The sequence below is a fragment of the Kitasatospora sp. NPDC094028 genome, from assembly GCF_049543595.1.
Classification (GTDB): domain Bacteria; phylum Actinomycetota; class Actinomycetes; order Streptomycetales; family Streptomycetaceae; genus Kitasatospora.
This window is the reverse complement of the sequence record NZ_JBMVFA010000074.1, coordinates 1-7,481: the sequence shown is the minus strand read 5'-3', so window position 1 is coordinate 7,481 and position 7,481 is coordinate 1. Positions and strand designations below refer to the sequence as shown.

General features: G+C 75.3%; 6 protein-coding genes and 1 rRNA gene. 3 read left to right on the top strand and 4 right to left on the bottom strand.

The genetic code is table 11. The features are described 5' to 3' along the window. Positions 1-232: 232 nt before the first annotated feature. Positions 233-919 carry a hypothetical protein gene (locus tag ACPC54_RS41730; protein WP_498972955.1) on the top strand — a complete coding sequence of 229 codons (687 nt, stop codon included), beginning with the start codon at positions 233-235 and terminating at the stop codon, positions 917-919. Between the two features lie 379 nt (positions 920-1,298). Then, entirely contained in the window at positions 1,299-2,771 is a 1,473-nt protein-coding gene (locus ACPC54_RS41725) for a S53 family peptidase (RefSeq protein ID WP_498972953.1), read from the top strand. A 59-nt stretch (positions 2,772-2,830) separates the two neighbouring features. Here ACPC54_RS41725 and ACPC54_RS41720 read toward each other — a convergent pair whose 3' ends face one another. From ACPC54_RS41720 to ACPC54_RS41710, 3 genes are all read right to left on the bottom strand, one after another. Further along, positions 2,831-4,171, bottom strand: coding sequence for a DUF2254 domain-containing protein (locus tag ACPC54_RS41720; RefSeq protein WP_498972951.1), 1,341 nt, complete (start codon positions 4,169-4,171; stop codon positions 2,831-2,833). Positions 4,172-4,356: 185 nt separating this feature from the next. Then, positions 4,357-5,295 (bottom strand): oxygenase MpaB family protein, encoded by a 939-nt coding sequence (locus ACPC54_RS41715; RefSeq protein ID WP_498972949.1) that lies wholly within the window; start codon positions 5,293-5,295, stop codon positions 4,357-4,359. Positions 5,296-5,402: 107 nt separating this feature from the next. Further along, entirely contained in the window at positions 5,403-6,164 is a 762-nt protein-coding gene (locus ACPC54_RS41710) for an SDR family oxidoreductase (RefSeq protein WP_498972947.1), read from the bottom strand. Positions 6,165-6,385: 221 nt separating this feature from the next. Here ACPC54_RS41710 and ACPC54_RS41705 point away from each other — a divergent pair, with 221 nt between their 5' ends. Continuing rightward, the gene (locus ACPC54_RS41705) at positions 6,386-7,234 is read left to right on the top strand and encodes a helix-turn-helix transcriptional regulator (RefSeq protein WP_498972945.1); all 849 of its coding nucleotides are present in this window, start codon (positions 6,386-6,388) and stop codon (positions 7,232-7,234) included. Between the two features lie 124 nt (positions 7,235-7,358). Here ACPC54_RS41705 and rrf read toward each other — a convergent pair. Next, positions 7,359-7,475 (bottom strand): 5S ribosomal RNA (gene rrf, locus ACPC54_RS41700). Positions 7,476-7,481 lie beyond the last annotated feature (6 nt).

Sequence of the window (7,481 nt, the reverse complement as noted above, 5' to 3'; positions counted from 1 at the left end):
CTGCCCCCGCTGGGGCCCTTTAGGGCCCCCGCGGGCGGGGCCCCCCCCCCGCCCCGGCCCCCCCCCGCCGGGCCCCCCCCCCCCCCCCCCCCCCCCCCCGCGGGGCCCCCCCCCCCCGGGGGGGGGGGCCCACGGCGTCTCCAATCTGTGACATGGCCCCGTCTAGTTCGTCCGCGTCCTGGTGTGGTGGGATGGCCGCTCACGGGGTGACGTCTGCAAACGGGGGTGTGCGGTGCGAAGTGGACGGCTGCGGGAGCTCGGCGGGGACGCGGCGGGCCTGGTCGCGGTGGGACTGGTCCGGCTCGCCACGCGGGAACGGCTGGGCGCGCCGGCCGGGGCACCGGCCTGGGTCGGCGGGCTGCGGGCGGCCGCGTACGCCGACACGTGGCTGGCGTTCGGCGACGCGCCCGGGCCCGGGCTGCGGGTCCCCGCGCCCGCGGCGCTGCGGACCGTCACCGAACGGGCCGCCGAGCTGGTGCTCCGCGGCTGCGGCGGGGACGGCCCGACCGCACTGGAACGGCTGGGGCGCCGCGCGGCCGAGAGCCGCGAGCAGGCGCGCCGGGAGGGTGTGACGCACCCGGCCGAGCCCTGCGCGCTGACCCTGGTGTGGCACGGCGTCCAGGCGCTGGCCACCGAGGACGGAGCCTCCCACGCGCCGGTCGCCGAGGACGGGGCACCCGCCGACCGCCGCATCGAGGAGCGCAGCGAGGCGTACGTGCGGGAGCGGCACCGCCGGCAGGACACCCTGGCGCTGGTGCTGTGCTGCGCCCGGATCGCCGCCGACGCGCTGGTCGAGCTGAGCGAGGGCGATCCGGCACGGGTGGAGGCGTGGCTGGAGCAGGACGCGGCCCACGCCATGCCCCGCACCGGGCCCGTACCGCTCTGGGTGCCGGGGCGGCCCTGGCAGCCCGCCGGCTGACGGCCGGTCCGGCGCGGTCCGATCCGGCACTGCCCGGTCCGGCGCGGTCCGATCCGGCACTGCCCGGTCCGGTGCGGTCCGGTCCGGTCGTGGACGGTCCGATCGGGCACGCTCCGAATCCGGCGCCGTCCGGTCGTGGACGCAGGGCCGGTCGCCCGTCCGGCCGCGCCCCTTCACTCCCGAACCGGTTGCCGACGAGCCATTGAGGACGGGCCGCTCCCGCCCCTACACTCGCGCCCGGCCGTGACCATGCGTCGCGGCTCCCCCACGTCCCGGCGTCGTTCGATCCGACCGGGCCCGGGCCGAGCATGTCCCCCAACCATCCCTCGTGGAGGACTACTTGAAGGCTCCATCGATACGCCGGCTGCTCCTGGCGGGAGTGAGCAGCCTGGCCCTCGCGGCCTCCGGCGCCCTCGCCGTCCCGGCCGCCGTCAACGCCGCGGCCGCCGACTACCCGACGGTGCACCCCGCGGTCGCCGACTACGCCCAGGTGTCGACCGGCGCCACTCCCCCCACCCAGGCGCAGTGCGCGTCGGCGGGCCGCCGCTGCTTCGGCCCGCAGGCGGTCCGGGCCGCCTACAACCTGGCCCCGCTGTACGCCAACGGCAACGACGGCCGCGGCCAGACCATCGCCATCCTCGACTCGTACGGCAGCGACACGATGGCGCACGACCTGCACGTCTTCGACCAGGCCTTCGGCGTCACCGCGATGTGCGGCGAGGAGGGCGTGACCTGCCGGCCCGGCATGCCGACCTTCAGCGAGCTGCACGTCCAGGGTTCGCCGGGCACCACCGCGCCGCCGTCCACCAGCCAGGGCACCGGCCAGGAGAACAAGGCCGCCTGGGCGCTGGAGGTCGCGCTCGACGTCGAGACCGCGCACGCGATGGCCCCCGGCGCCAACATCCTGCTGGTCACCACCCCCACCGCCGAGACCCTCGGCACCCAGGGCTTCCCCGCCCTGATGGACGCCGAGCAGTACGTGGTCGACCACCACCTGGCGACCGTCATCTCGCAGTCGTTCGCCGCCTCCGAGGGCTCCTTCGGCAGCCCCCAGGCGATCCAGCCGCTGCGGCACGCCTTCCAGTCGGCGGCCCTGAACGGCGTCACGGTGCTCGGCTCCTCCGGCGACAACGGCACGGCCGGCTCCGAGAAGACCCCGGTGAAGTCCGGCGGCACCACCCTCCCGTACCCCTCGGTGGAGTGGCCGGCCTCCGACCCGCTGGTGACCGGAGTCGGCGGCACGTTCCTGTGCACCGACCCCGGCGCGACCGGCGGCCGGACCGTGGACAGTACCGACAACCCGGCCGCGTGCCAGGCCAACGCCGGTGCCTCCGAGGTCGGTTGGACCGACGCGGGCGGCGGATTCAGCCAGGTCTTCGACAAGCCCGCCTACCAGTCGGCGCTGCCCGCCGGCTCCACCCCGATCGGCGCCAGGCGCGGCGTCCCGGACGTGGCCCTGCAGGCCTCCCCCGGCACCGGCGCCCTGGTCTACCTGTCGCTCCCGCCGGACGGCCTCTCCGGCCTGCACTGCGGCGCCACGCCCTGCAGCTCCGGCTGGTACGACATCGGCGGCACCTCGCTGTCCTGCCCGCAGTGGGCCGGCCTGATCGCGATCGCCGACCAGCTCAACGGCGGCGGCCTCGGCCCGATCAACCCGGCCCTGTACAAGCTGGGCGCCGACCCGGCCAAGTACGCGGCCGACTTCAACGACGTGACCCTCGGCAACAACACGGCCGACCCGACGGTGCCCGGCTACCCCGCCACCGCCGGCTGGGACCCGATCACCGGCCTCGGCACGCCCAACGCCGCAGCCCTGCTGCCCGACCTGGTCAGCGCCGCCCACAGCGGCTGAGCACACCCGGCACGACGGGCCCCGCCGCACCGGCAGCGGGGCCCTCGTCGCACCCGGCATCACCCCCGGGCCCGCGCGTGGGCCGCCAGCACCGCGCGGTAGCGCCGCCGGACGTCCTCCCGGTCGGCGGCCTCGGACACGGACTCCCGGCTGAGGCGCTCGATCATCTCGGCCTGGGCGAGGAGCACCCGGCGCTGCTCCTCGGTCCGCGTCTCGGCCATGATCTCCGCCAGCGCGTCGAGCTGCCGGATCAGGACGGCCGGCATCCCGGGGGCGGCCTGGCGGATCTTCTCGAACGCGCGCTGGACCAGCCGTTCGTAGCTGACCGGGGCGGTGATCACCCGGATGTACCCGGCGCCGTCCCGGTGGACGGGGTTCGGGCTCCAGCGGGCGGCGATCCGGCACAGACCCTCGCCGAGCCAGTCGATGCAGGTCAGGGCGGTGAAGGTGTCGTTGACCGCGGTGGACAGCGCCCGGATGGCGATCTCCACCAGCTGGTCGACGGCGAAGGCGATGTCCTGCGCGAGCGTGCGGGTGGACCCGGCGACATGCGCGCGCGCGAAGCTGCGGGCCACCTCCGGTGCCGCCCCGGGGGGCCAGACGGTGGCCAGCTGGTGGCCCTGGACGAGGAAGTGCCCGGGCCGGTGGTCCAGGCGGATCACGGCGTCCAGCTCGGCCGCCATCCGCACCAGCGTGCGGTGCCGGACGAACTGGAGGTACCCGCTGGCCGGCGCCGGCACGGTCGCACCCGCGGTGTCCAGCAGGACGCTCAGCTCCGCGGCCGTCGGCCCCCGTACGGCCGCGCGCGCCGGCTCCGGCCCGCCCGCGCTCGCGTCGATCGCCTCGGACAGCTCGACCGCGATGCTCGCGATCACCCGGGGCAGCTGGATCGAGGTGGCGATGTGGTGGATGAAGAAGATCAGCACGGCCAGATCCGCGAGCACCAGCACCATGCACACCGTGATCGACAGGTGCGGCACGAAGTCGCCGCGCGAACCCGGCCCGATGACGACCAGCGAGAGGACCGCGTAGACGAACGTCCCGACGAAGGTGCCCAGGGTCAGCTGCGTGGTGCGGTCCCGGATGAAGCTGCGCAGCATGCGCGGCCCGAACTGGGTGGACGCCAGCGTCAGCGTCACGATCATGATCGAGAACACCACGCCCACCACCGTGATGAGCGCCGCCGCGATCGCCGCCAGGATCTGCCGCGCCGCGTCGGCCGTCCCGCTGATCACCAGGGACGGCAGGTCCAGGTCCCCCCGGTACGCCGCCCGGTCCAGCGACACCGTGACGGCGAACAGCGCCCCGGCGAGCACGACCTCCAGGCTCGGCACCACCCACAGGTTCGTCCGCAGCGCCTCCCGCCGCCACTGCGCCTCCAGGTGAACCCCACGGATCACCGCGCCCACCTCCCGTCCACCCGGCCCGGTGTCGCCGGGAAAGCCGCATACCCACCCTAACCATCCGAACCCGGCCGGGCCGGAGGAACGGCACCCGGCCGAGGCGCGCTCCTCCGCCCCCACCCTCGGCTCGAAGGCCCGCGCTCGGGGAGCGCGGGCCTTCGAACCTTCGGGGGTCTCCGGGGTCAGCCGGCCGCGCCCTCCGGTGCGGCGGTGGCCCGGGCGTACGCGGCGGCGCGGATCGGCGAGGGGCCGCAGGCCCAGACCATGATCCGCCCGCCGGTCCGCGCCACCGGGCGGTCCCAGGCCGCGCGGACCAACCAGGGCCGCCGAACGGCGAGTTCGGCTCGGGCCCAGGCCGGCAGCAGGTCGATCGAGGCGTTCGTCAGCACCCGGACAGCGGCCCGCTCGCGGCGGCTGCGGCCGAAGCCGCGCAGCAGGCGCACGACGTCCAGGGCCGGCGGTGTGACCCGCAACTCCGGCCGGATCCCGGCCAGATAGGCCGCCACCTCGGCCCGGGAGCGGGGTACGTCGCGGGCACCCAGCCCTTCGGCGACGCACACCGCCTCGGCGTAGTAACGGTCGCACTCGGCGGCGGACAGCGGGGTGGCCGCGAAGGCCTGGTAGCCGGCCAGGAAGCAGAACACCTCGGCCGTGTGCACCCAGGTGAGCAGCGCCGGATCGTCCGCGCGGTAGCGGCGCCCGTCCGGGGCCGTGCCGCTGATCCGGGGGTGGATCCGCCGCACGCCAGCGATCGCCCGCTCGGCCGCCGCCGTCGAACCGAGCGTGGTGGTGGTGACGAACCGGGCCGTCCGGTGGAGCCGCCCGGTCGGATCGCTCCGGAAGTCCGAGTGCGCGTCGACGGCGGCCATCGCGAGCGGGTGCAGGGACTGCAGCAGCAGGGCCGCGAAGCCGCCCACCAGCATCCCGGCCGGGTGCCCGTGCACCCGCCACACCACACTGGCCGGCCCGAACAGGCCCGGATCGCCGGCCGGACGGTCGTAGCGCTCCAGGTGCAGATCCTGACCGTGCACGGTCGCGTTGATCTCGGCCAGCAGCCTGCCGCGCAGCGCCGCGAGCGGCGTCCACCGCCCGGCCGCCCCGGTTGTTCCCGCCCCCGCCATGCCCGCCCCTTCCCCGGCCTGCTCCACCCCGGCCACCACGGTACCGCCGGGCCGACGCCGTACGGGGGGCGGTGCCGGACCGACGCGGAACGGCCGGGCGGCGGACGTCACGCCTGACGGGTCGGCAGCACCACCTGGTGGCGCAGGTTGACGTGCCGGGCACGGCTGACGGTGTAGGCGATCAGGTCGGCGATGTCCTCCGCGCCGAGCGCCGGGATCGCGGCGAACATGCCGCCGAGCTGCTCGCGCAGGGCCGGGTTGTCGATGTGCCCGCCGAGCTCGGTCTCGGTCAGCCCGGGCTCGATCGCGCTGACCCGGACGTCGCGCGGGCCGAGTTCGGTCCGCAGGGCGGCGGACACCTGGGTGAGCGCGGCCTTGGTGGCGCCGTACACGGCGTACTCGGGGAAGGCGACGTGCGCGGCGATGGAGGAGACGTTGACCAGGTCGGCGGTTCGGCCGTCCGCGGCGGCCGCGACGAGGTCGGCGGTGAAGGCGCGCACGATCCGCAGGGCACCGGTGAGGTTGGTGTCGACCATCCGGGTCCACTCGTCGATCCGCCCGTCCGCGAGGGGGTTGGGCAGCATCACCCCGGCGTTGTTGACCACCAGGTCGACCCGGCCGTACGCGTCGTGGACGGCCGCGGCGGCGGCGTCGACCGAGGCCTGGTCGGTGATGTCGGCGGTGACGGCGAGGGCCTGCCCGCCGGCCGCGGCGATCTCGGCGGCGAGCGCGTCGATCCGGTCGGTGCGGCGGGCGAGCAGGGCGACCCGCGCGCCGTTCGCGGCGAGCAGCCGGGCGGTGGCGGCGCCCATGCCGCTGGCGGCCCCGGTGACGACGGCGGTGCGGGTGGCGAGGGCGGGGTAGCTCATCGAGGACTCCTGGGAACGGTCGGTGCGGTGGCGTCAGTCGGTTGGCGTCAGTGGACTGATGTCAGTGGGCTGATGTCAGTGGACTGACGCCGGTGGGCTGACGCCGACAACTCTGCGCCGCTGCCGCGCACCTACCCAGGGCCGAGTCGTTCCTGGGAACTCCCATCCTGGGAACGGCAGTACCACCCTCCCGCTTCCCGCCCCGGGCTACGCTGCCTGCCATGGAGAACACCCTGGGGGACTTCCTCCGCTCGCGCCGGGCCCGGATCCTGCCGGAGGAGGTGGGTCTGCCCGCACACGGCCGCCGCCGGGTGCAGGGCCTGCGCCGCGAGGAGGTCGCGCAGCTCGCCGGGGTCAGCGTCGACTACTACATCCGCCTGGAACAGGGCCGCGGCGGCAGCGCCTCGGACGCGGTGCTCGACGGCGTGGCCCGCGTGCTGCGGCTGGACGAGGTGGAGACGGCGCACCTGCACTCGTTGAACCGCCCGCCGAAGGCCTCGGCCACCCGGGCCCGGGCCCGGGGAGAGCAACAGGTCCGCCCGGGGACGCGGCTGCTGCTGGACCTGATGACCGGCGTGCCCGCCTTCGTGCTGGGCCGCCGGATGGACGTGCTGGCCTGGAACGCACTGGGCGACGCGGTGAACGGCTTCTCCGACCGCGCGCGCCAGAAGCCGGGGAAGCCCGCGAAGGCCGGCACGCCGCTCAACCAGGCCCGGGACGCGTTCCTCGACCCTGCCGCCCGCGCCTTCTACCGCCAGTGGGACGCCGTCGCCGCCGAGACCGTCGCCCAGCTGCGCCGGGACGCCGGACTGCACCCCGACGACCCGGCCCTGGCCGCCCTGGTGGGCGAACTGTCGCTGCACAGCGAGGAGTTCCGCCGGCTCTGGGCGGACCACCTGGTGCGGGAGAAGACCGGCGGCGTCAAGCTGCTCCGGCACCCGCTGGTCGGCGACCTCGACTTCGGCTACGAGACGCTGACCGTCAACGGCTCGCCGGACCAGATGCTGGTCGTCTACACCGCCCAGCCGGGCTCGCCCACGGCCCAGAAGCTGGCCCTGCTGGCCAGCTGAACGGCGCCCGGCGCCGCGCCCGGCACGGCGGCAGACGCCGGCCGATAACGACGGCAGAAAACGCGACGGCCGGAAATGCGAAAAGGCCCACCCGGTCACCCGGGCGGGCCTTTTCTGAATGATTGTTCGGCGGCGTCCTACTCTCCCACAGAGTCCCCCCTGCAGTACCATCGGCGCTGTGAGGCTTAGCTTCCGGGTTCGGAATGTAACCGGGCGTTTCCCTCACGCTATGACCACCGAAACACTA

Excerpts from the sequence above, each read along its gene's own strand:
- ACPC54_RS41715 (WP_498972949.1), bottom strand. The coding sequence starts at position 5,295 with ATGGCGGGGGCGGGAACAACCGGGGCGGCCGGGCGGTGGACGCCGCTC.
- ACPC54_RS41710 (WP_498972947.1), bottom strand. The coding sequence starts at position 6,164 with ATGAGCTACCCCGCCCTCGCCACCCGCACCGCCGTCGTCACCGGGGCC.
- ACPC54_RS41705 (WP_498972945.1), top strand. The coding sequence starts at position 6,386 with ATGGAGAACACCCTGGGGGACTTCCTCCGCTCGCGCCGGGCCCGGATC.